The following is a 23,266-nucleotide window of genomic DNA, read 5'->3' on the forward strand; positions in this document are numbered from 1 at the left end:
TTATTATTCCGTGCACTAAAATATGCTCGAGTATATTCCTCCATGTCGTTCTTCTATCACCACACTTCGTCTCTAAAAGAATAAACATACTATTATCCTCACAATAAATATTGCTAACTTTTCTACTCCCCTTCTCTAAATCTTTTAAAACAAGCCCATTACAGTTAGTTTTCCAATTAAAATATATAACGTGATATTTTTCCTGAGCAGTTAAATTATTGCAATCATATCTCTAAAATTTCAGATTTAGAGTACGAATACATAAAGAAAGGTCTATCGTGGATAAATTGATTAATAAATGATTTTATTCATAATCAAAAACAAACTTCATCTATATGATGTCGTATTTGATTATGAATTAAAGAAACAGAAGCAGTTCCATCAATTGTTATAAACCGCTCATCTATTTCTGATAAAACTTGGTATACTTCATAAACTTTTTCAATAAAAGAGAGTTTTTCTTCGTATTTTAAGTTTAAACCATCCCTTTTCTGCAACCGCTCTAGTATAGTAGTGGGCGGTAAATGAAGATAAAATGTAATATGAGGTCTTGGAATAGATTGATTTAATTTAACTACACTTTCAACAGAAAGCTCTCGAGCATACAAATAAGCAAGACTAGAATAAACATATCGATCGCTAATTAATAAATTTTGCGATGACGTTAAGGAAGGTTCAATAATTTCAAGCGTATGTTTGCGTCTATCTGTCGCTGGTAAGAGTGCTAAAAGCAACGGATCAATTGCTTTTCCATTATCTAAGTAATTTCTAATTTCTGGATTATTTCTATACCAATAACTGGGTTGAAAAGTTTGTATTATATGTTTTTCTATTGAGTAATGGCGAGCGATTTCTTTTGTTTGTGTTGTCTTACCACTCCCATCAAATCCACATAAGACAATAAAAGAACCAGAAAATTTCTTTGGAGACCACATGGAATTATAAACTTTTTTATCAAGATACATTTTGTCTATATACTTTCCATAAGTTAAATTGTTTTATGTCTGAAATCTCTTAATGTTTAATAAGGTGTTTTTTAACTCGTCTCTAAATAAAAAAACATAATACTCCCGCATTTTGTATAACTTATTAACTTTATGATAAATGGCGGTATATAGACTTAGTTTTAAGATAAGGTTATATTTTAGACAACTTAAAATGAGACTAAACATTTGTAAAAATATATTTTTTTGTTCACACTACATAACCTTCCATTTTCTAACGAATTCTAGTAGAGTTTCTGAGGATTACTCCTATAGCGTCGTGTAAGTGTATAGAAATGAGTTCGATCTCAGTACATTATTGTCCCTAAGAGCTGATACTAGATTGCGCTACATAGGAAGCTAATGAAATCAACTCTATCTTTTCTTAAACCACTGCCCACACTATAAGCATTTGATATTCGATCCCGTCAAAAAGCAGCAGAGCAATTCTCAGAAAACATCGCTGAGATATTGAAATATGCCTTGCAAAAGCGTTTGAATCAAATGTTTCACTATATCTTTCGGTATATTCATAAACTGAAACTAAGAATATTATAATAAGACCTCAAACAACGACGACGCCCAAATCGGTCGTAACAAAGCCTCCTAAAACTGAACCAATAATACCTCTCTCTGAAAAAGACTACCATGTAAAGGCTTTAATACAACCCAACACCTTAGCGCTAATGCCATAAATGTTTCTGATAGATAACGAAGTTTATTGTCACAACAACATCTAACAACGGTCAATAGAAAAACCTCAACCTTGAGTATAAACAAAATCAACTTGAAAGCGCGAAATATATCTCTAGGACATAGTTCCTTATTGGCAAGCCACCTGCCAAGAGACGCAGTAAAAATACCAGCCTCCATCCTACTCATTCTCATGAAAATAAGCTATCACTACCATAAACATCAGCATTCAATTTTTCCCGATCAAAAAACTTGACATGCCCAGTAATATGTGTGTATTTATTATTGGTAAACATGTGTGCTGATTTATAATACTGCGTGTTTTTAAGAGATTTCGAAATGGGGGGGGATGATGTGCACAAGCAACTGATGTTTCGGTTTTATGGGCTTGTTGTCCTGCTGTATCTTTCTGATATGGTTTTATTTTTAAGTAATCTGTGGAATGCTTATCGCATAACATCCTCATCGGTTTTCCTAGGCGTAACCATGGCTTTGGGCACCCTTATGCCCTATCTTTTGAAAAAAAGCGGTCTTGTGCGCATTAAAGCCTCACTGCGGTTGGTCGATTTATACAAAAGGCGGATCATTATCTATAGCCTTCTTTTATTGATTGCATTTTTCCATTACGCTGATTCCCCCTTTGGTTTTATCGCTGTCTCTATCTCTATCGGCTATCTCTCTTTGATTACCTTAAGCACACTCGAGACTTATAATACTAAACTAGCACTTAGTGGTTATATTAGCGCCCAAAAGGCTTCCCGCATTATGCAAACAGTGGTGCAAATTGGCGCATTTTTGGGAGCAGCATTGAGTGGTTATCTCTTAGAAGCAACCAGCCCACGAGGGGCAGCGGCTGAAATTGGCTATAATGGTTTGATTGTGGCACTTTGTGTGTTTGACATCATTATAAGCCTTATAGCCGGATATATTATCTTTTCTGATGAATATAACGCTACAGATACCACAGCACTTGAAACTGGTAATAAGCCAGCGCCTACACCGCAAGCGGATGGACTCTCCCGTGAGCTTAAACTTTTATGCGTCTGCATAGGGCTTATTGGCTTTCATATTTGCGCTTATAATACGCTGGCAACCATTCTTTTTCAGAGTGTGAAAAATTTTGGCTCTGAATATTATGGGCTTTGCAGTGCGGTTGCGGGCGTGGGCGCTTTTTTGGCTGCTTTTATCAAAATCCCTCGCTTTGAATTTATTCTCCCAGCCCTTATGTTGAGCGTAGCTGATCTTATTTTTAGCACCACACAATCGCCCTATTTGGCTGTGGTCTTTTGCTTTTTTATTGGCTTTTCAATGAATACCATGCGAATTAATGCCCGCAAACATACGATTGAAGCAACCAAAACAGAGGCTCAAGCAGAGCTGGTGGGAAGCTATAGCGGTATGCTTTATACTCTCTCCCAATCGGCAGGTTATGTTATCCTTGGTCTTCTTACAAGCTCTGCCCTTATGGGTCCTCAAGCAGCTGTTTATCTTCTGCCCCTTATAGGATTGATAATCTTTATTTATGTTCTTTTCCTTTTATCGCAGCGGAACAAAGTATGAGAAAACCTATTCTTATTGTCGACCCTTTCTCCACGGGTGCCCTCTATGGCCCTGCTTTGCAAAAATTAGGCTATGCTTGTTATGGTGTTGTCTCTCAAGCAGCTCCTTTTTCACACTTTATGCTTTCTTATCAGGGAAAGGGCATGGCAGAAGCGAAGCTTCATAGTGTAGATGAGATAAAGAAACGCTTTCCTATCGGCACGATAGAGGCTGTAATAGCGGGTGCCGAAGGGGGTATTTATTGTGCAGATCAATTGGCGGCTTATTATGGTTGTCTTGGGAATAACCCCTTGACTACCGATTGGCGACGGAAAAAAGCAGCGATGCAAAAACGCCTTTGTGAAAATGGTTTATCTTACATCCGATCAAAGATTCTTACAAAAAACGATTGTACTCTCGATGATTTTGAAAGCCACAGCGGCTATGTGGTAAAGCCGAATGATTCTGGTGGAAGCGATGGTGTTTTGTTTTTCTCCAGCCGTGAGAAAGTGGCGGCATGGTCCTCTAGAATCGACTGGACGCAAAAAAATATTTTTGGCGCACCTAACGAGGCTTATTTGCTCCAAGAAAGATTGGAGGGAGAGGAATACATCGTCGACGCCGTTGTAAATGGAGAGGCTATAAAGGTATGTGCTTTATCGCGATATAAAAAAGGTATTCATAATGGAAGTGCTTTTGTTTATGAATCGCTTGATGTGCTTGATGCTCAAGATCCCTCTTATGCCCCTCTTATCTCTTATGCAAAACAATGCATTCGCGCGCTGGGGATTGAATATGGACCCGCGCATATGGAAATCATGCAAACAGCTCGTGGTCCAGTAATGATCGAAGTAGGAGCCCGCCTCCACGGAGGAATTGCACCCTCTTTATTCGCGCATTGCTATGAAGATGATTTACTTGAGAGCTCCGTTAACCTTATTGCAGGCGTGTTTTCGCAAACACCAAGTCGCTTTAAGAAAAAAGGGCGTATTATCTTTCTTATCAACAAGATCGACGGTCATATTATAAAAGATGTTAACGTATGGCGGCAAAAACTTCATTCTTGTGAAAATGTGGTTCATTTTATGCTCTTTTTTAAAGAAAACGAGCTCCTACCTCTAACCATCGATTTAAATACCTGCCCTGCCATTATAGCAATTTGGGGACACAGTGATGATGAATTATCAGCTTTGGAGAGGATCATTCGTAGCAATTTCTTATAAAATACAACAATTGGGAGGAAAACATGGATTCAGCAGCGCAAATAATTGAAAATATAGACAAATATGAAAAATGGAAGCAGGTCGTTTTTAAAGAATTCGATGCAACCATGAATAACACAATTAGACCTTTTCCCTGCCTATTCGGTGTAAATGGATACTCAAAAAATATGCTTAGATTTGGGTTCTACAATAAGTTGACCGCAAAAAATATGATGGAAGACCTGATAACTTATTGCGATAACTATAAAAGTTTTGGAAAGAACACATCTTTTGTTGCATTCGAGAAGCCTGCCCCCGTACAAAGTATCGAAGTTTATAGAGAAAAATTCTGGTCTATACTTAAAGATTTGCGAACTCTTGATGACCAAGAATGGCCTAAGCATATACCAAAAAATATGGACAATCCTTTATGGGAGTTCTGCTTTCATGGCGAGCCCATGTTTATAGTTTGCAATACCCCATCCCATATAAACAGAATAAGTAGGAGAAGTTCTACATTTATGTTAACTTTCCAGCCTAGGTGGGTTTTTTCTGATCTGCTCGATACAGAACAAAAAGCAAAAAATGCATTCTCCGCTGTAACAAAAAGACTTGAACCTTTTGATATTATAACAAAATCTCCTTTTTTAGGAAAATATGGCGAACCCCAAAATAGAGAATGGACGCAATACTTCCTGCAAGATAATAATATTGAATCCCCACCTTGCCCATATCATATAATGGAGCACGATAATGACTAAATTTTCTAAAATTAAATTAAATAAAAATATCTATGATATATTCAAAATGATGCTTCCAGAGCAAGGATCAATAGAGATACAAAGAGATTTTCCAAAAAAAATACACGATTGGCATATTCACCAGGTCGATGAAACTCTCTTAATTATAGAGGGAGAGTTAGATTTTTTCTATAGCGAAAAACATATAACCTGTACACCAGGAGATATTATACATCTACCTGCCAATACAAGGCACAAATCAATTGCGGCAGATGTAGGATGCATATATGCAATTGCTACAGAAAATCTCACTATTGGAGATATTAGAGATGGGTAACCGCACGCTCTTTAATAGATTCTTTCTCATACAGGATTTTATTCTTTTACTCTTACTTCCCATAATACGCTCCTATATTCTGCGGAAAATAAGGCTATGAAGCTTACGGACTCTGCCACAAATCAACATAGAAACTTTTCAGAAACCGCATTTTACAGCACAAAATAGAATGTTATTCTTTAGAAAAAATGGATCAAGCTTAACAGATTAAACAACAAGGAAATAATTTTGTTTATAGCTTTATTGTCGAGCATTCGCGGATGGATTCTGGTATTATCTCTATCTGGAACTCCCTACAGGCATGAAGCAGAAAAGTTATCAAGCATACTTAGTATACCTAATGACAACTGCTATTACCATGCGTGATGGCTCTAATGTAGATGGATTTGAACTTTTAAATAATTTTTTAACTCTTGCATCACTCTATTTCCATACTTTTTAAATAATATTCAATAACTTAAGTGAAATAAATATTTTTATTTTTGGTGTGTTGTTAATCTAAAACATATGAAGAGAATATATTAAAGAATTAAAATATTTATATGTCGAGATTGAAGCAGCTCTATTTTACCAAAAGAAGAACTATGATGACACAGATGAATTTAACTATTAATCTTTTTTTGCAAACAAGTGGAAAAAGAATACTGAACGTAGAAAAAGTTGCATAAGAGACTTTAACAAAAATGATTAAAATTTAGATAGAGTTACAAGGTATGAAATAAAATTGGCTCCATCAGCGCTGCAATTTTTTTGGTTAATTTATTCTACCGATATCATTAAGGCTTTCTTCTAATGACATCGCCTATCATTAGAGGGAGATATATGATTGTTTTTCGAATTGTGACAGCACACAAATTTCGTGATTTATTTTGCCCATCAAAAGATGTTGGTTCGTTGAGCAAGTTAAAAAAATACATAGCATTCCGTATAATGCCGTGTGTATGTATAAAACTTCTCAGAATGATCGTGTTAATAGCAATGTTTAGGGGTGCCTTTTTTGGAAAGATTGTACAGCAATTACCAGTATTTCTAGGAGGAAAAGCGCTGATTTTAGAACAGAGAGAAACGTTGATTATAACAGTTTATTAGGCTAAACACAGAATATTTATCCTAATAAATTGATAATCGAATTGTAACAGAATAATTTTTTGATAATCATAAAGAAAAAGGTAGAGAGCATGTTTCTTTTATTTAAGGAAGAGTATTGCTCATTTTTCTTTCTAAAAGTAAGCAAATTCAAAGATAATTTTTTGTTCTTATAGTGATGATACAATAATTGTCGAAGTCAGTGAAGGGGAGATTCCAATACATTATTACAAAGTTTAATAAAAGTTGGAATACTTAAAAATTCTTAGTTCCTATGATGATTTAAGAATACCAGATTAGGGTACGGAGAATTCAAGAGCTCAAAACTTTGTGATAATATTGGTTTAGAATTACATCTTGTTCATTCAGACGAGATGAGCCAATTATTATATGTCACAGAGACATATGGGTGGAAAATTTTAAAAAAGCTTATCCAGAATCTGACTTAAAGGTTATTGGAACTTTAGTAGTAAGATTGGCTTGGTCTCATGTCTCTCAAAAATTAGCAACCAATCTTGTTGTGACTAGACTAAATTTGGAAGATCTGCTCACTGAGCGTTTTTATAATATTATGAAATGATAAAAATATTAATATTTCTTCTTGTCCCGGACACGAAGCCGGTGCTATTTGTATTTATTATCCGTTGCACCATTGTCCGAAATATATTTTAAGTGGTTGTCACTTGAAATATGCCTTGGAAAATTATTTGGCAAGAGAGCATACCTATATGTATTGGAAAGTAATTTCCTATTATTTATCTCAATCTATGGGTACAACGTTGCCAAGTATAGAATTCATGCTGACAGATGACTTTCAAAAAATAAGTGCCTATAACGCATTTGAACTAAACTTTTATGAAAAACTGGAATTTAGTACCGAACCATATTCGACAATGGAGAAAATCATAAAATGGCTTGAGTCTCTGTTTAAAAGGAAAGAGGCTATTGCGTAATTCTGTTTTTCTTATGATTGTGATTGGTTGTTTGACGAGTTTTTGTGCTAGTGGTGTATTATCTATTGGCCTTTCTTTGTTACAATTCCAAGATACAACAGGAGAAGCGTCTGCTACTTTAAATGTCGTTAATTTAATCGCAATTGGAATTGCTGGCTTATGTTTGGGAAACGTGTTGGCGCACTATCAAGGCTTTATAATTGGGTTTTATAGTCAAATTATTTGCGCTTGTTTATTGTCTTTCTTATTATTTATGAACAATCCAGTACTTATTTTATTTGTATTTTTTTTTACTTGCTCTCTTGATGGGGGCTGATAACCCAAATAACAATAGTGCCTTGAATCAGCTGGTTCCAGCTCCCAAACAAAAAGCTGGAATTTTTGCATTTTACACTAGTTGCTGTCAGTTTTTTGTTATTATATCCCCATTGCTTATATATTTTATAATTGCGCATTTGGGGCACAAAATAGCCATAGCCTTTATTGTATTTATCTATCTTTTGAATGCCTGCTTATGGTTTCGTATAAAGTCTATACAACAACTAAACAGAGCAAAAGAGCTATTAAAAAAGCCATCTCAAAAAGCTTATGGAGTTGGGTTCAGGTGCCTTTGGCGGATTTCTGCGTTGCGTTTTTTAACGATTAATCGTATTTTGAATAATTCTCTCTATACGGGGCCTATTGTTTTATTGCCACTTGTGCTTGCTTCTATAACATCAGATAATATAAAATTTACAGCTATTCAAAATTCTATTTTTGCTTTGTCAGCACTGGGTTTTGTGATCAATGGTCTTATCTCATCTTATTATTTACAGAAATTTCCATCTTTAATTCGTTTTTTTGTATGGGGGGCACCGGCTTTTGCCGTGATCGCAATCTCTTTTGTTTTATATTTAAATTTTACTCAATATTCCCTTTATATTATGGGGTTTTTATTAGGTATTGGGCAATTTTATTTTAGGATATCGGGAATAACAATTGGACAAGCTATCACACCTAGTGAAAATTTAGCCGAGGTGATTTTGGCAGGCGATGCCAGTGTACGCATCATAACAGCTTTATTCTCTATTGTGCTTTTATATGCAGGAAAATTTTTTTCATTTTCTATATTATACGTCCTATGTGTATTTATAGGCTTTTGCGCCCCTTTATTTATTTTGCACGGACTATCTATTTACATACAAAGCTTAAAGATAAAAGAAAGCGCCGCATGAATGATATTCAATTATTATATTACGTCAGCCTTTTTTTGATTATCGTATAGATAAAAATGTTGTACAAATATTCATGACATTAATTTTAAATAAGCACATTGCGTGAGAAAAGCTGAGGTGTTCGTTACCTCTCATGTGGATAGCCCGTTAAGCAACGAAATTGCAAATAGCACTATGATCACCATTAATTCTAAAAGCTCTACCAGAAGTTAGTGATAATGGCAAAAATCCTTTAATGATATTTGAAGAGATCGTTTATGCTAGATCAGGTTATCTCAAGATCGAGAGGAGAGGAGCTTAAAAAGTGTAAAATTCATGGAAATTCAACAGCAATTTCTAGGTGTACATAATGACAGGCATAGATTGGCGCGAACTGGTCAATTGCAACAGTAAAAAATCCTGCAAATGCTGAGCTTTTTAAACTATGTCATATCAAGCATATGAAAGTTCGTTTTAAATTAATGGCGGAGAGAGAGGGATTCGAACCCTCGATATGGTTTCCCATATACACGCGTTCCAGGCGTGCGCCTTCAACCACTCGGCCACCTCTCCAGAAGTTTGCACTATACCCAGAAAGAAATAACGTGCAAGTCTAAACTATACATTCAAAACCCAAAAAATAAATTCATTTATTAAAGTAAGAGCTTATATCTGTTGAATAACAAGCACATCCCTTCTTTTTAAGAAAAAACTTTTTTCGTGGATAGGTTTGTAGAATACAATAATGGGAATAAAAAGATTGTCACCAGTTATAAATTTTCATACTCATTTACGCACTTTCTGCTTCACAAAAAAATACTTCTCTTAAAATTGGCATACAGTCCATGGTTTTGCATAACCAAATAATTAATATCTCTCACTTAACACCATTGATTACCCTAATAATAAATAGAATAATAACGATATGAACTTCTTATATGTATATAATATTAAAATTGTTTATTCAGATAATAAATTTCATTTCAATAAAAATCGTTTTCAACCTTCTTCTTGCCTCCAAGGATGAAAATACTTAATCACTGTAACTTTGATTACAAACAACTCTCTCTTGAAATGAGATCTACCTGCTAATCACTTTTATGTTTCAGATAATATATAAATATTGATTTATAATAATAAATTATCGTTTATACGTCATAAGCGGGGATGGTATGTGGGAGAAGAACATTTTAAGAGAGGATAAGTGCCTCTTATGTATTTTTTCAAATAGCACGAATTCTTGCAACATTGAGGGCTGTAAAATAGTGTGATGGTGTCAGTTTTCTCTTTCATAGGATTACAGAATAAGCCCTACTCTAAATTCTCTATTCAATTTCACACTTCTATATTTAGTTGATACTAAAGAAAATAAAATTCAGACAAAAAAACCTTTGCATTTTTAATTTAATATGTATGAATATATCTTATTTTCTGAAATGAAAAAACAGTCTCATTTTGATCAAATACAAAATCATAAAAATGCAAACCTGTTTTCATTTTTACCAGATGCTTTTAAATTCAGCTTTATAGTTTTCAAAATATCTAAAGTAATCTCTATTATTTAAAAGAGATTACGTATTACTTCATACTTTTGATTATCGCATTCTTTAAGTGGGATATGGTCTCATAACAAAACAGAATACTCTAAAAATACTATTTTCTTTCTCATCCACACGTTTGTTAAAAAACATCTCTTAAAGCTTGTCACATCTACCTCATACGGTGTCTATGAATGGTATAAAATCTATTGGATAGCATCATCTTTCCTTAAATAAAAAGTAAAAGCCAAGTACCATCACGCTATTTATCACCTAATATTACAACATCCATTGCGATTTGAGAGAATGCATAAAAGGCATTTATTCTTTCTTAGAGTGTTTTTATCCATACATTACTCCTCTTTGTAATGTATAAAAGAATAATTTTTATTAATTTAATATAGAGAAATTTAAAACGAGAAAACCCTACAATATTTAAGGCTCTCATTATGTAACACGATAAATTACCATTACAAATTAATATGCTGCTTATAATTGTCCTAAAGGATAATGTTTTACAACACTAAAGATCTGATTAGTCTGAAAAATGAGCTCGTTTTTTCCCCTTAATGTTCTCTATCACCTTATATCCTTGCTTAGAGCACGTACAGCTCGTGCAGTTTCACATTGTAATGCTTTTTGTGCTAAAATTTTCATATCTTCAAAACTATGAGTCTGTAAACACGCCTTTACTGGAGAAATATCGCAAGATATCATAGAAAGCTCATTAATTCCCAATCCAGCCAAAATCATTGCACCAAAAGGATCTCCAGCCATACCACCACATACACTAACCCAACACTTATGTTGTGCAGCTCCCTGAATAGTCTGATAAATCATACGCAAAACTGCTGGATCAAGGCTATCAGCTTCAGACACAAGGTACGGATTTTGCCGATCAACAGCCATTGTATACTGTGTTAGGTCATTGGTTCCAATTGAAAAAAAATCAACATGGGCGCTCAATACATCTGCCATAATGGCCGCTGCTGGAACTTCGATCATAATACCAAGTTTTAATTTTGGTGCATCAATATCGTTGCGGATTTCCTCTGCAATCTTTTTTATAGCGACAATCTCTGAAACAGACATGACCATCGGAAACACAATCCATAGATCTCCACCCTCTTTTGCTGCTCGATATAAAGCACGTAATTGAGGCACCAAAAGATCACGTCGACGTAACAAAAGCCGCGTTCCTCGAACACCTAAAAAAGGATTGTCCTCTTTAGATAAATGTAAATGCGTAACCTGTTTATCCCCACCAATATCAAGTGCACGAATAATTAATGGCTTATCTCCTACAGCTGTAATCATCGTTCGATATATATTAAATTGTAGCTCTTCATCCGGAATATGTGGATTCTCTAAAAACAAAAATTCCGTGCGCATGAGTCCAACACCTTCAGCCCCCAAATCAAGCGCAACAGGAACTTGATTTGCGTAGTTGACATTGGCCATGATACGAATTCTTTGACCATCTATCGTTTGCGCTGGTAATCTACACGCACTTATTTCACTGACACGTTTTTGCGCAACAGTATCAATATGCCTTTGAGCATCTTCAACGTCTTCAAGCGTAGGATCAAGGTAAATAAACCCGTTATCGCCATCAATAATAGCCTGAATATCAGACTGAATCGCTAAAATATCATCACCTGTAGCAACAACCATTGGAATACCAAGAGTACGCGCCAAAATAGCTGTATGAGATAATGGACCTCCCCATGCTGTTGCTAATCCTTTTACCCTTGTACAATCAAGTTGTGCTACATCAGAAGGAGAAAGGTCATTTGTAACCAGAATTACACCATGTGGAATATCATTTAAAAAGAACGATCTATAGGATGGATTGATTTCACCTAAAACACGTCGACCAACATCAACTAAATTAACAGCACGTGCTGCTAACAAAGGATTATCTACCTTAAAAAACATATCTGAAAATTGACGAACCGCTCTATCCCAAGACCAAGCGACACCATGACCTTCCGCTATAAAACGACAAGCTTGAGCTATTAAATTTTCATCGTCAAGCAAAACCATTTGCGCAGAAAAAATTGCAGCAGAATCTGCTCCCATACGCACTGTAATATCAGAAATTACAGATGCCATTTTATGTTTTGTTTTTGTAAGAGCATTTTCAAGACATGCTGCACCAGCTGCAAAATCAATTGGCTGGTCTATTATGGAAATATCATTTTGCCTTAAAACAAAAATCTTACCAAATGCTAATCCTGAACTCGCTCCAACACCAGAAATGCCTTTTTGCATAGAGCGTGGATACCAACCATGAAAAGCCTTTGTTTGAGATTCCATTGCTCTCATCAGGCATTTTTCACTAATACTCACTTTTTTTGCAATAGCAATGGCATCATTGAGAAGTTGTGCTCCTTCTGAAGCATCTGTAGAAAAAATCAGAACATCACCGTTTTTTGCTCCTAATTGCAATAAACCAACCAAATTTTTCATTTCAACGGTATATTGACCATGGCGAACTCTGATGGAACTTTGAGCCTTTTTCGCAAAATCAACCCAAAGAGAAGCTGGTCGTGCATGAAGACCACTTGGATAATCTAAAGTCCATTCCTGACACACAGAAAGGTCACCAATAAAAGTTTTTTCTATCTTCATATTTTGGTCAAACAAAGTTGTAACAATTTGTTGTTTGTCCATAGTTGTTGCAAGTACTTCAAGCTGTTTTTTATCAAATAAAAGAGACGTCAATTTTTTACAAATTTCTCTATAGCGATCTGGACACGCTGCAATGGCAATAACCAAATATGCTTTCTTGCCATCCTGCCACTCAACACCAGCAGGAACCTGTATAACAGCAACAGCATCCTTGATAATTAAATCACGATTTTCAGCCATACCATGAGGAATGGCTATACCATTTCCAAGCCAAGTATTGGTTGTTTCTTCACGTGCAAGCATGCTTGCCAGATAACACTTATCAACTGCACCAACCTGCACAAGCAATTCAGCAGCAGCATAAATTGCATCATTTTTATGATCAAAAGCAGCTGCAAGTTGTACAGATCTTATAGACAAGATTTCACCATCAGCAAAATCTACATTCATTGCTTCTGCTTTCTCATATCTCATCATGAATTCAAATTGCCTCACATTTGAACACCAATATCTCTGACACATTCCTTTTCAAAGCTGCATTTCCCAAAATACAAGCTATAAATACCACCACAGCTTTATTTATATTTTACGGAACATAGCTAAGTGAGGTGCTTAAATACCTCAATATAACCGATAAAACAATTGGATATTATTATCTAGCGAAGTGCTTAAAACCATTATAAGCAAATCTACCTCTTACTCTTTTACTTTACAAAGACAAAACCCCATTTTCTACAGAACCAATCACCTGAAAAACTATGTTTCCGAAACGCTCTCATTATCCTAAGTTATTCAACATAACTTTTCATTATTTTTCCTACAAGAAAGCATCCTTCCCAATCATCCGTAACTTCAGCTAATATTTTGATTGATTCCTCAAAGTTTATTTAACCTATTATCCCTCTTTATAAATTCATTACATAATTACAAATTGCTCCATGCAACTTATCATCTTTAAAATTCCGTGCTGCCCATCTTATGATATCAAACCCTCGATATATAATATTTATATATTTTAAGCTACACCTTTACTTCAATCAATATCGCAAATACACAATACCCTCTGTCGCACATTTGCAAAGTACGAACATCCCCCCAAGCACCATCATCAATTACTAAAATAAAGAAAAACTCTACAAATAAGATAAATAAAGTAAAAAATGAAACGCAATAATTGCCTTAACCCTAGCTCTTATGCTTATTTACTTTCAACAATACACAATAATAGTGAAATCAGAAAAAATATTCTTGAAGGGCGCTGATTGCACGTTGGTTATTTTTATATCTTTAAACACCGTCCTCCTTAAAAATATAATTTCACTCTTGATTTACCGAAAATTCCTTAATGCACGTCACTTTCAAAGTAGTTTTGGCTGCCTTCTTATGGATTTTTTATCCCTATGTCTTTTTAAATGAATAGCCACACCTATCCACACTACCACCTAAAAACAGTATGACAATTCATCAATACCACAATGCCGATAAAAAGACCCATCTTTATCAAAATGATTACATAAAGAATGCTCTCATTAAATTTCTCATAATTTTCTGAAAACAAACTGCTTCTCTTATAAGAAATCACTAGACACTTCTTCATGCATAAAAAGAAAGTCTCTCTCACTATTATTATACAGAAATTTATCAACAAATTCTATCATAATATCAATATGTTCAGTACTAAATACTAACATAACATCGCACAAACTTTTTCCCTCATTGAGAAAAGCCATTTCCTCAATTCTACCTTTTTCGTATATCTTCTACATTTATTATAGTACCAACGCAAAAAGGGAAAGATAAGACTCTATCTTTCCCTTTTAATACTTATAAAACCACAACTATAATTCAATGAAATCCTGTTGATTGCTAGAGAGTGTTACAGATTACTCTGCTGCCTCCAGCATAGGAATGACTGAAACATAGGAACGATTACCCGCTTTGCGTTGAAAAGAAACCTTTCCATTTGATAATGCAAAAAGCGTATGATCTTTTCCAATACCAACATTGTTACCAGGATGCCAACGTGTACCACGCTGGCGAATAATAATATTTCCGGCAATAACGGTTTCACCACCAAATTTTTTAACGCCTAGACGTTTCGATTCTGAATCACGACCATTACGCGAGGAACCACCAGCTTTTTTATGTGCCATAGACGCTCTCCTTTAATCTTTCTTACTCTTTGTTGCTACAGACGCTTTCTTCTGCGGCGCAGTCTTTTTTTCAACCGTTTTTTTAGCCGTCTTCTCAACAGAAGCAGCAGCTTTTGTTTCTTGTGGTGTAGTTGCTTCTTCTTTTATCGGTTTCGCAGCAACTTTTTTAGGTTTTGAACCACCCATTAAAATTTCTAAAACACGAAGCCTCGTAAATTCTTGACGATGGCCACGCGTGCGTTTAGAATTTTGACGACGGCGCTTCTTAAATGCGATAACCTTGCGCCCACGTGCCTGTTCTAAAATCTCAGCTGTCACCAATGCATCAGCAACGACAGGGGTACCAATAACCGCATTACCTTCTTGCCCAACCATTAATATATCATTGAATTCAACAACATCACCCGCATTTCCACTAACTTTTTCAACTTTTACCACTTGATTAGCAACAATGCGGTATTGCTTACCACCAGTTTTAATGACTGCGAACATTTTTTATCCTTCCGTTCACTCCAGCTCTTATTTAATTTCTGCCTTGAAATAAGGGAAAATAGGCTGCTTTTTATCAGTCGTAATAAATCTCAAAGAAGGATAAAACCTTCTTCAACACAAATATGCGCAGATTTCCCCACGCTTATATTTTGTATATATGAAGGAATTTCTATTCTCTGTCAATAAAGTCCCATAAAAAAGAAAAAAAGGTTGTACCAAAAACAATTGAAGGTTATCTACCCCTTATACACTCAAATAGTGCCGATTTTTGTTTCACTTTTATTATGGAGAGATGGCTGAGTGGTTGAAAGCACCGCACTCGAAATGCGGCATAGGGGCAACTCTATCGGGGGTTCAAATCCCTCTCTCTCCGCCATTAATTTATAAAACGATATTATTAAAATGTCTTTAATCGTAGCTTGCCGGTTGTAGCGTGTCAGCAAATTTTGTACCATTTTATTTTTTTCGAAGGATTTTAAGGGGGGCTCAAAGGGTCTTCAAAGACCTCTCAAAGGTCTTTATCGTTTTTGCGAATAAATTCTCCTTTTTACAATTTTTGCACTTTTTTGACTTTCTGTTACATAAATCTAGTTCAGATAATAAGAGAACGCATAGTAAAATTAAAGAATTATCTCATATTTCTCTCTCATTCTACTTTTGCTTAGTTAGTGCAAAACCTACTGTCAAATTATATTTATTTTGCACGTCTTGCTTGAATATGTGCTAGCAACCCTAATGTTGAACTATCGCGATTATCCGCTTTACTTTCTCCACGAAGAATTGGTAGTAACTCGTTTGCTAATTCTTTACCAAGTTCAACCCCCCATTGATCAAATGAATTAATATTCATTAAAATCCCTTCAACAAAAGTACGATGTTCATAAAGTGCAATAAGACGACCGAGTGCAAAAGGTGTTAATAAATCTTGAACCAACGTAATGCTGGGACGGTTTCCTTTAAAACTTCTATGAAGTGCTAAATGATCTGCCTCACCCTCACCAACTCCATTTTTTATCAAGATATGCCGAGCATCTTCAATACTACGCCCCTTCATCAATGCTTTTGATTGTGCTAAACCGTTTGCTAGCAACATCTCATACATAGAATGTAAATTTTTCTCATGCCCTTTTATAAATAAAATAAATTCTACAGGAATAATATCTGTTCCTTGATGCAGAAGCTGAAAAAAAGCATGTTGACTATTTGTTCCTGAATCCCCCCAAACAATTGGACCACTTGAAAAACTTAATGGTTTTCCATCCAGCGAGACTTGCTTACCATTTGATTCCATATCAAGCTGTTGTAAATAAGCTGGAAAATGTATTAAACGCTGTGCATAAGGAATGATCGAACGTGATGAATAACCACAAATAACACGATGCCAGAATCCTAAAAGAGCAAAACGAATAGGAATATTTTTATGCAAAGGCATAGTTTTAAAATGTTGGTCCATTTGCAAAGCACCGTTGAGAAATTTGCGAAAATTTCCACCACCTATTGCAAACATAACAACAAGTCCAATGGCTGACCAAATTGAATAACGTCCTCCAACCCAATTCCAAAATTTAAAAACGCTTGTGGAATCTATGCCAAATTCTGCCACTTTATCAAGCGCACTTGAAACAGCAACAAAATGCGTACAAACGGCTTTTTCTCCTAAATGTGAACAAATCCACTGACGTGCAACTTGAGCATTTACCATTGTTTCAGCCGTTGTAAAAGTTTTAGAAGCAATGACAAACAGCGTTGTTGCTGGATTCAAAATAGAGAGAGTATCAGAAATATGGGCACTGTCAGCATTCGAAACAAAATGACACTGTGGACCATCATGATAAGGTTTTAAAGCGTATGTGACCATTGCAGGACCAAGATCAGAACCACCAATACCAATATTGACAATATCACTTATTCTCTCGCCACTGCTTCCCTTATAGCTTCCATCACGCACCTTTTCAGAAAATCTTTCCATATCTTCAAGGACGTCTTGAATATCGCGAATAAGATTATGACCATCCAACATGAAAATTTCATCAGCAGGTAAACGTAATGCAATATGAAGAACTGAGCGTTTTTCAGTTGTATTAATCGCCTTACCAGAAAACATTGCATCACGCCGGCCTAACACATCTGCTGCGACCGCTAAATCATCTAGAAGTTGCAATGTTTTAAATGTCACACCACATTTTGAAAAATCGAAAAGAAGATCATCAAGTCTGAGGGAAAAATGGGAAAAACGCTGTTCATCTTCTACAAAATGCCGACGAATATCATAGACCCCATCCTTTGCGGCATGGTTTCTTAAAGCTTTTAATGTGGCTTCAAAAGCCATTTCATTTCGAATCGAAAAGCTATCTCCCATAAGCTTATCCTATACGGTTATTGATAATGAAATCTATGCCCAAACAATAACAAAGCAGAAAGCATCTCTTTTATTGCTCGCTATTTTCACTGCTCACATAAAAATGAAGGAATATACAAAATATAAAGGATAAGATCCGAAAATGATATTTTTACAAGAATAAACTTTCAAATCTTTTCTATCATATACATCATTTAACTTGATTGAGTTCTTTTGTTAAACGTAAATCTTCTTCTGCTTTTGGTCTTATAAAACGCCCTAAAAAAAGATAAACAACCGGTGTAACATAAAGCGTAAAAATAGTTGCTAAACCTAAGCCACCAACGATAACCCAACCTAAAGCTATACGAGCTTCTGCGCCAGCACCTTTGGCTAAAACCAAAGGAATACCTCCTAAAATGGCACAAATCATTGTCATACAAACTGGACGAAGGCGAATGTTTGCTGCTTCTTCTACGGCTTCACGCACGCTTCTTCCCTGATCACGTAATTGATCTGCAAATTCAACAATGAGAATACCATTTTTTGCCATAACACCAATTAACAAAATTAATCCAATTTGGCTGTAAATATTAAGACTCACACCACTTAATAGCATAGCAATTACAGCACAACCAATCCCTAATGGGACAGTGGCCATGATAATGAATCCTGAAATAAAGCTTTCAAACTGAGCAGCCAAAATCAATAAAATAATCAAAAAGGCAATGCCAAAAACAATCATAAAATTGGAAGATGTTTCATTAAGCGTTTCGGCTTCCCCTAAGGGAACCAAATAGGTTCCTTTTGATAACAAAGGAGAAGCAATTTTCTGTACAGTTTGGTAAGCTTCCCCTAAAGCGATATCTGGAGCAAGATTTGCGCTTAAAACAACAGCACTCATGCGTTTTTCCCGTTTTAATTGAGGAGCAATAGCTTTTTCATGTAAACGCGCAATAACCGATAAAGGAACATATCGATTGTCTTTGGTTTTTAAAAAAATATTTTCTAAATCGCTAGGACTCTTCATAGAATTTGTACGCGATATCAATTTAACATCGTAAGAATGATCATCCACGTTAATGGAACCAATCTTTTTACCATCCAACATTGTTTGTAATGTATCGCCCAAATTGGCGATATCAATCCCTAAATCGGAGGCTTTTTTTCGATTGATTTCAATAAAAAATTGCGGTTGTGTTGCATCAACAGTAAGGCGTGGGCGAATAAAACGCGGATCATCTTGTAAAGCACTCACCAGCTTATCAGCAATGGGTTGTAATGTTGCATAATCATTGCCAAGAATTGCAAATTGCAACCCTTGCCCAGTTCCGCTCACACCTAGAGAATTTCCCTGCGCAGCAAATACAAAAACTGCGGGAAACTGTTTAACCTTTGCATTAATATCTTTCACGATTTCTTGCTGACTACGTAAACGTTTATCCCAAGATGAAAGCAATAAAATCAAAAAAGCAGTATTGGGTGAACCACCAGCACCCGCGATAGAGTAACTGTTAGCAATCTCCCCTGCATCACGTAATGGCTGTAGACTGGCTTCAATTTGCTCTACCTGCTCGTTCAAATATTGTGTCGAAATCCCTTGTGGTCCATTAATGACCAAAAAGATCACAGCTCTGTCTTCTGCTGGCGTTAATTCCTGTTGTAGCTTCGTATAGCTTCCAACACAAAGACCCCCAAAAATAAGTGAAGCAAAAACAACAGCCCAAGGCTTTTCTAAACACTTATGCAAACTGTAAGTATATGCCTTATGAAAAAAAGTACCTAATTTATATAAAAAAGTAAAATAATGGTGGGACTCTTCCTCTTTATCCTCAATATGTTCTTTGAGAAAACGTGAAGCCAACATGGGACAAAGCGTTAAAGCAACAACTGAAGAAAGCAAAATAGAAATTGCCAAAACAAAACCGAATTCTCTAAAAAGTCCTCCAACTTGCCCAGGAAGAAAGGAAATAGGAACAAACACAGCCACTAATGTCAATGTTGTTGCTAAAACAGCAAAAAATACTTCACGTGTTCCTATCACCGCTGCTGCTCTGGAACCTAATCCCATGTTGCGCCACCGAACAATATTCTCAAGAACAACAATGGCATCATCCACAACAAGCCCTGTTGCTAAAACAAGTCCTAAAAATGTGAGAATATTCAATGAAAACCCTACAAGATAAATAGCCGCAATGGTACCAATCAAAGCGACAGGAAGAGATACAGCAGGTATCAGCGTTACACGAATGTCTCTGAGAAAAAGAAAAATGACCAAGATAACGCTCAAAATAGCAATGACCAACGCAACTTCAACCTCGTGAAGAGCGCTTTTAATAAAAATTGCATCGTCATTAATAACGTCTATATGTACAGAAGAAGGAACAATACTTTTGAGATTATCAACAACAGCTCTCACACCTTCAGAAATATTAAGAGTGTTGGATTGTGCTTTACGCACGATACCTAATCCAATACCTGTCTTTCCATTGATACGAAGAATAACTGTTTCTATATCCGGCGATAAAGTAACATGCGCAACATCACCAAGATGCACATGAGGTTTTAAAACAACTTGTTCAAAAGATTCTGGTGTTGTTAAACGTGCAGTAGCACGTACAACTAAAGTTTGCTTAGAATTGCGTAATGACCCTACTGGCACATCTGTTGTCATATCAGCAAGAACACGTGAAATATCTGCTACAGTTAATCCATAACTTGCAAGTTTTGCTTGATCTATATCAATCTGAAAAATCTTTGTGCGAGCACTATCGACCTGTACATCACCAACACCATCAACAGCAGAAATAGCATCAACAATCTGATCGTTTACAATCGTGGTTAAATCATCAACACTCATTGTTGGTGACGTCACAACCAAATACATCATGGCAGCAGCATTCGAATCTGCTTTAATAATCAAAGGCGAATCCGCATCTTTCGGTAAAGAATAGGTAACACGAGAGAGAGCATCACGAATATCAGATGCTGCAACATTCAAATCAACACCGACATTAAAGTTAATCTTCACACGGGAGCGTCCAAAAGAAGACGTTGAAGAAATCGTCTTAACACCTGAAATACGAGAAACAGCATCTTCTATAACTTTTGTAACTTCACGATCAATTGTTTCTGCCGATGCACCAGAAAACATCGTCACAATCGTTGTTACGGGAGTATCAACATCGGGTAATTCTCTTACATCAACATTTAACCATGCTGCAAATCCTGCAATGATGATCATAGCATTCAAAACAAGAGTAAAAACCGGTCTGCGAATAAATAAGGTAATGAGACCACCTTGCTCCACCTTTGACGTAGGCTGTTTTGTGCTCAATTCTTGGCTCATTGTATATCCGTTCCATAACCTACTGATAATTGCTGTTGATGAGACTTTGGATCATCAATAGTTACTTTACTTCCTGGATAAAGCATTTGCACCCCTTGAATGACAACTTGATCACCATTTTCTAGGGGAGCTTTCACGAAAACCTGATCCGCTTTATGCTGAATAATTGTTACGGGAATAGACTCTACTTTTCCTTCTCTCACACGCCAAACGAATGACCCTTTACTATTCCATTGAACTGCAAGAGGATTAACGACAGGAAAAGAACCACCATGAAATTGCAAGGCAACAGAAAAGGACATACCAGACATGAGCGTATCTTTTTCATTATTGATTTCAACCTGAACATGAAGTGTGCGACTTTCTGGATCAACGATATTATCAATCGCATAAATATGACCAACAAAAGACATATCTGGCTGCGCGACTAACGTTGCCGTTACCTCATCTCCTTTATGGATGCGCGACACATATCGTTCAGGGGCCCATATATCGACCAAAATACGTTCTCTATTCTCAATACGGCCTATTACAGTATTAAGGGTCACGTTATTCCCCGCATCAACGGGCAAAATACCAACAACTCCAGGAATCGGTGCTCGAATTGTTCGCCGATCGAGATCTAATTCAGCATTACGCAAAACTAAATTTGCGTTATCCAACTCTAAGCGTGCCATAATTTCTTGAACTTCCGTTGCTGTATTGCTGGCGCGTAATTTAAGAATGCGCGAAAGCGTTAACGCATTGTTATCACGTTGCACTTTTGCTTTTGCAGCCGCTATTTCTTCTTTTTTAGAATCAAGCTTTGCAATCACATCATCGGCTTGTACTTTTGTACCTGCTGATACAAAAAGCTTATCAATAACACCTGAGGATAAAGGGGTAAGCTCAACTTCTGCAAGAGCTTTTCCACTCCCTAAAACGTTAAGTTGTTCATAAAAATCTTGAATTTTTACAAGATCAACGACAACATTTACCGGTGGCCTTCCCATTTTTCCATTTGAAGTTTTATCTGATACTTTTGTTTTATCCACCATAGAAATGGGTTGTTCTGCACTCTTTTTTCCAGCCCAATAAGTAACCGTTAAAACAACGATTAAAAACACTAATGGAAAGCTCTTTTTTAATAACGCCATACATCCGCCCTTGCTGTGTCATGTTTATCTGAAATAGTTTTCAACAGTAATATCGGCGTTTTACACAAAAACCCAACAGCGGGTGTGTGTGTCTTACCCCCACCGCAAAAAACAGATCTCATCTCTGCTTGATTATCTTTCATCTATAAAAACGTCAAGTTAACTATCGTTCATATTGCTTTGTATGGTCACAACAAAAAAATGTTCATATCAAAACCAACTGAAGCCATAATATTTTTAAAATATCTCATAAAAAAGAGAGATTTTTTTATTACTATCCAAGTTTCACTTGCATTTCTTTAATGAAACGATTAGGAACCCTTTGTCTTAGACAATGTAAAAAATTGAAATATATGCACCCGTAGCTCAGCTGGATAGAGCACCAGACTACGAATCTGGGGGTCAGGAGTTCGAATCTCTTCGGGTGCGCCATCTATCAATATCTTACTTATAAAGCAGACTTTTTAAATTCTTTATTTTGTGATTTGTTTTTATCTATCTTTGTATTTTGTTATTTCATTCTGTTGTGAGTCTTTTCTTTAGCCATTTTGCTAGAATAAGATGTTATGAGTCCTTCAATTCAGCCCTAAGGCGTTTTTATTAGCTAATAATCGTAGCGATTGCATGAGTAGCGTGTGTTGTTATTTTCTTTTTTCAATCTATGCGCTTGTTTTTGGTCTCTTCCGGATTATACTCTCTAATCAGTTAGGTAATTTTTTACGTGCTTATTTCTAACTGTTCCATAACTGGATGTTGCTGGATATTTTATTCCTAGCAGTCCCATCTTAAGAGGGACTTCAAATGTGCCGCCATAAATTCCGGGTTACCACCATGTAAAACTTTTTCAGTGTGTTATTGGAAAGAATAAATAAACTACTTCTCAAACGTACCACTATAAAA

Annotated in this window: 14 protein-coding genes and 3 tRNA genes; 9 read left to right on the plus strand and 8 right to left on the minus strand. The window is 35.9% G+C overall.

Annotation, left to right across the window (positions count from 1 at the left end; translation table 11 throughout):
- Window positions 1-314 precede the first annotated feature (314 nt).
- Window positions 315-965 carry a dTMP kinase gene (gene tmk / locus ACFILU_RS04180; protein ID WP_375674876.1) on the minus strand — a complete coding sequence of 217 codons (651 nt, stop codon included), beginning with the start codon at window positions 963-965 and terminating at the stop codon, window positions 315-317.
- Window positions 966-2,015: 1,050 nt separating this feature from the next.
- Between tmk and ACFILU_RS04185 the strand changes: the two genes are divergently transcribed.
- The 7 genes from ACFILU_RS04185 to ACFILU_RS04215 all read left to right on the plus strand — a co-directional run bounded on the left by ACFILU_RS04185 (window position 2,016) and on the right by ACFILU_RS04215 (window position 8,747).
- Window positions 2,016-3,236 (plus strand): hypothetical protein, encoded by a 1,221-nt coding sequence (locus tag ACFILU_RS04185; protein WP_375674878.1) that lies wholly within the window; start codon window positions 2,016-2,018, stop codon window positions 3,234-3,236.
- Complete coding sequence (locus ACFILU_RS04190) at window positions 3,233-4,438, plus strand: ATP-grasp domain-containing protein (RefSeq protein ID WP_375674880.1); 1,206 nt, start codon at window positions 3,233-3,235, stop codon at window positions 4,436-4,438. The genes ACFILU_RS04185 and ACFILU_RS04190 overlap by 4 nt, the downstream gene beginning before the upstream one ends.
- A 23-nt stretch (window positions 4,439-4,461) precedes the next feature.
- Window positions 4,462-5,178: a YqcI/YcgG family protein gene (locus tag ACFILU_RS04195; protein ID WP_375660922.1), complete on the plus strand. Its 717-nt coding sequence runs from the start codon at window positions 4,462-4,464 to the stop codon at window positions 5,176-5,178.
- On the plus strand, window positions 5,171-5,494 hold the full coding sequence (locus ACFILU_RS04200) for a cupin domain-containing protein (RefSeq protein WP_375654701.1): 324 nt from the start codon (window positions 5,171-5,173) through the stop codon (window positions 5,492-5,494). Before ACFILU_RS04195 ends, ACFILU_RS04200 begins: the two co-directional genes overlap by 8 nt.
- Window positions 5,495-6,989: 1,495 nt before the next feature.
- Window positions 6,990-7,160 (plus strand): hypothetical protein, encoded by a 171-nt coding sequence (locus tag ACFILU_RS04205; RefSeq protein ID WP_375632536.1) that lies wholly within the window; start codon window positions 6,990-6,992, stop codon window positions 7,158-7,160.
- Window positions 7,161-7,525: 365 nt separating this feature from the next.
- Entirely contained in the window at window positions 7,526-7,849 is a 324-nt protein-coding gene (locus ACFILU_RS04210; protein ID WP_375674882.1) for a hypothetical protein, read from the plus strand.
- A complete protein-coding gene (locus ACFILU_RS04215; RefSeq protein ID WP_375674884.1) occupies window positions 7,839-8,747 on the plus strand; it encodes an MFS transporter in 909 nt (302 codons plus the stop codon). Before ACFILU_RS04210 ends, ACFILU_RS04215 begins: the two co-directional genes overlap by 11 nt.
- Window positions 8,748-9,209: 462 nt before the next feature.
- Here the strand turns inward: ACFILU_RS04215 and ACFILU_RS04220 are convergent.
- The 4 genes from ACFILU_RS04220 to rplU all read right to left on the minus strand — a co-directional run bounded on the left by ACFILU_RS04220 (window position 9,210) and on the right by rplU (window position 15,543).
- Window positions 9,210-9,299 (minus strand) — tRNA-Ser (locus ACFILU_RS04220).
- A gap of 1,544 nt (window positions 9,300-10,843) precedes the next feature.
- Window positions 10,844-13,348: a phosphoenolpyruvate--protein phosphotransferase gene (gene ptsP, locus ACFILU_RS04225; RefSeq protein ID WP_375674886.1), complete on the minus strand. Its 2,505-nt coding sequence runs from the start codon at window positions 13,346-13,348 to the stop codon at window positions 10,844-10,846.
- 1,433 nt (window positions 13,349-14,781) lie between these two features.
- Complete coding sequence (gene rpmA / locus ACFILU_RS04230) at window positions 14,782-15,051, minus strand: 50S ribosomal protein L27 (protein ID WP_100130483.1); 270 nt, start codon at window positions 15,049-15,051, stop codon at window positions 14,782-14,784.
- Window positions 15,052-15,063: 12 nt separating this feature from the next.
- Window positions 15,064-15,543 carry a 50S ribosomal protein L21 gene (gene rplU / locus ACFILU_RS04235; RefSeq protein WP_375659774.1) on the minus strand — a complete coding sequence of 160 codons (480 nt, stop codon included), beginning with the start codon at window positions 15,541-15,543 and terminating at the stop codon, window positions 15,064-15,066.
- A gap of 286 nt (window positions 15,544-15,829) precedes the next feature.
- Between rplU and ACFILU_RS04240 the strand changes: the two genes are divergently transcribed.
- Window positions 15,830-15,919, plus strand: a tRNA-Ser gene (locus tag ACFILU_RS04240).
- A 318-nt stretch (window positions 15,920-16,237) separates the two neighbouring features.
- Here the strand turns inward: ACFILU_RS04240 and pgi are convergent.
- The 3 genes from pgi to ACFILU_RS04255 all read right to left on the minus strand — a co-directional run bounded on the left by pgi (window position 16,238) and on the right by ACFILU_RS04255 (window position 22,366).
- A complete protein-coding gene (gene pgi, locus ACFILU_RS04245; RefSeq protein WP_273790288.1) occupies window positions 16,238-17,902 on the minus strand; it encodes a glucose-6-phosphate isomerase in 1,665 nt (554 codons plus the stop codon).
- A gap of 190 nt (window positions 17,903-18,092) precedes the next feature.
- Window positions 18,093-21,230, minus strand: coding sequence for an efflux RND transporter permease subunit (locus tag ACFILU_RS04250; protein WP_375674888.1), 3,138 nt, complete (start codon window positions 21,228-21,230; stop codon window positions 18,093-18,095).
- Window positions 21,227-22,366 carry an efflux RND transporter periplasmic adaptor subunit gene (locus ACFILU_RS04255; protein WP_375674890.1) on the minus strand — a complete coding sequence of 380 codons (1,140 nt, stop codon included), beginning with the start codon at window positions 22,364-22,366 and terminating at the stop codon, window positions 21,227-21,229. The genes ACFILU_RS04250 and ACFILU_RS04255 overlap by 4 nt, the downstream gene beginning before the upstream one ends.
- Before the next feature lie 355 nt (window positions 22,367-22,721).
- Here ACFILU_RS04255 and ACFILU_RS04260 point away from each other — a divergent pair.
- Window positions 22,722-22,798: transfer RNA gene (locus ACFILU_RS04260), tRNA-Arg, on the plus strand.
- Window positions 22,799-23,266: the final 468 nt, after the last annotated feature.

Origin of the sequence: Bartonella sp. CL100XZDX, assembly GCF_042195375.1 — a bacterium.
Lineage (GTDB): Bacteria > Pseudomonadota > Alphaproteobacteria > Rhizobiales > Rhizobiaceae > Bartonella.